The organism is Micromonospora sp. NPDC023814 (assembly GCF_040639595.1).
Lineage (GTDB): Bacteria > Actinomycetota > Actinomycetes > Mycobacteriales > Micromonosporaceae > Micromonospora.
The window spans coordinates 1-1,933 of the sequence record NZ_JBFAAF010000210.1 but is presented as its reverse complement, the minus strand read 5'-3'; the positions used below and the strand labels follow the sequence as shown (position 1 = coordinate 1,933).

General features: G+C 67.5%; 2 protein-coding genes. One reads left to right on the top strand and one right to left on the bottom strand.

Going from position 1 to position 1,933, the window contains the following annotated elements:
- Positions 1-49: 49 nt before the first annotated feature.
- Entirely contained in the window at positions 50-634 is a 585-nt protein-coding gene (locus AB0G14_RS35480; protein ID WP_357705156.1) for an IS607 family transposase, read from the bottom strand.
- A gap of 197 nt (positions 635-831) precedes the next feature.
- On the opposite strand from AB0G14_RS35480, the gene AB0G14_RS35475 reads away from it, so the two are divergent.
- A complete protein-coding gene (locus AB0G14_RS35475; protein WP_357705154.1) occupies positions 832-1,587 on the top strand; it encodes a phosphodiester glycosidase family protein in 756 nt (251 codons plus the stop codon).
- Positions 1,588-1,933 lie beyond the last annotated feature (346 nt).

Genomic DNA, 1,933 nt, shown 5'->3' with positions numbered 1-1,933 from the left:
TGCTGACACGGCGTCAGATCCAGAGCAAACCGGTACGCCTGTATCGCCTTCACGACGACGGGTCCTGTGTGGTGGCGGCCTCGACCGCCCGACGCACCCGATCCGCAGCAGCCCGACGGCCGTAGAGACGCACGCACAACGAGATCAAGATCTCCGTGACGTCCCCGACCAGGTCGTCGTCGACCTCCGCCGGGTCGACCACCAACAGCTTGCGACCCTGCGCGGCCAGCGCCGCCTCGACGTACTCGGCACCGAAGCGGGCGAACCTGTCGCGGTGTTCCACGACGATGGTCGTGACCGCCGGGTCGCGCAGCAGGGCGAGGAACTTCTCGCGGTGCCCGCCCAGCGCGGATCCGACCTCGGTCACCACCTGCGACACCGGCAAGTTCTGCCCAGTCGCCCACGCGACGACCCGAGCGACCTGCCGATCAAGATCGGCGCGCTGCTCGGCGGACGAAACCCCGGCGTACACCACCACCCGCCCGGCGGCAGCCGAAGCAGCAGGCAACGGCTCGCCCACCATGATGAGTCGCCCCAGCCGGAAAGTAGGAACAGGCAGCGTCCCAGCCGCATACTGCCGCCGCGCGGTGACATACGCGATGCCCTGAGACGCCGCCCACTCCTTCAAGTTCACCCCATCACCATAGCACCCCCAAGGACACTAGAGACGATTCAATCGCGAGCAGTTGTTAACCCCGGGCTCGCGACCGAATCGGCGGATGGCCCGGAAATCACCGGCGGACGGCTGTGGAAAGGCGCGGTTCCCGCGGCCCAGCGCATTGGGCCAGCCATGTCCACTGGTGCGACCGGGCGTGAGGTCATCGGGTCGGCGTGGACGGGCGCGGTCGAGTCGACGACGTCTCGATCGGTGGCTTCGTGAAGTCCGAAGGCCTGGCCGCGACTGTAGGCGGATACAACCAGTTCGCCCTACCCCAGAACGGTATCGGCGTCTACGACGCCAACTGGGGCCCGGTGACTCGCAAGCGCGCGACGTGCGGCAGCGATACGTCCAGGCTCGCCCCGTGCCTCACCGACGGTGTGACCGAGGTTCTGGTCCGAAACGGCGAGGTCGTCGACATCAGCCACGAGGCAGGTAGCGGCCAGATCGGCCAAGGCGAGGTCGTACTGCTCGGACGGGAAGGCGGAGCCGCCGAACTCGACAAGCTCTCGATCGGAGACAGCGTCGACGTCAAGTGGGGTACGCAGACCTCCGGTCGTGTTCCGCTCCGCTGGGCCGTGGGCGGCTTCCCCAACCTCGCCGACGCCCAGCTCGTGGCCGGCCTCGGCGCCAACAACACTGCCGATCTCGCCCCCGGCACCGCCGCAGGGGTAAGCGCCGACGGACTGACCTTCTACCTTGTGGTCGTGGACGGCCGCTCAGCCGTATCGGCCGGCGTGACACGGGTCGAGATCGCCGAGATCCTGCGCCGGGTCGGAGCCGACGACGGCGTTCAGCTCGACCGCGGTGGCAGCACAGAGATGATCATCAGGCCCGAGGCGGACACGTCCGACTGCGAGATCCTGAACGTCCCGTCGGACCGCGCAGAGCGTCCGTTCCCCAACGGCATCGGTGTCTTCGTCAAGTGACTCCCCGAGATTCGTTGCCCAGTATCGGTCCTGCACAGACTCAGGACCTGCCGGAACGCTGACAGCCCGTAGCCGCTCCCAAACCGGCCAACTGAGACCGCTCGGCTCTGGGCCCCCCATCGGCTGGCGCGCCAGCCGGTGGGGGCACTCAGCAGTCGGCTGCGCGTTCGCACTCACGATCACACACGGACTGCCCTGGGTGCCCCTGGCCGTGGTGCGGGTCGTGGTGCGAAACGGCGTTAGTCAGGGTTCTAGTGTCCCGAGTCGTTGATTCATTGCTAGATTGATGGCGTGGGTGATGGTCGTGGTCCGAAGTTGGCGTTGCTGGCGTTGACCGCTGAGGAGC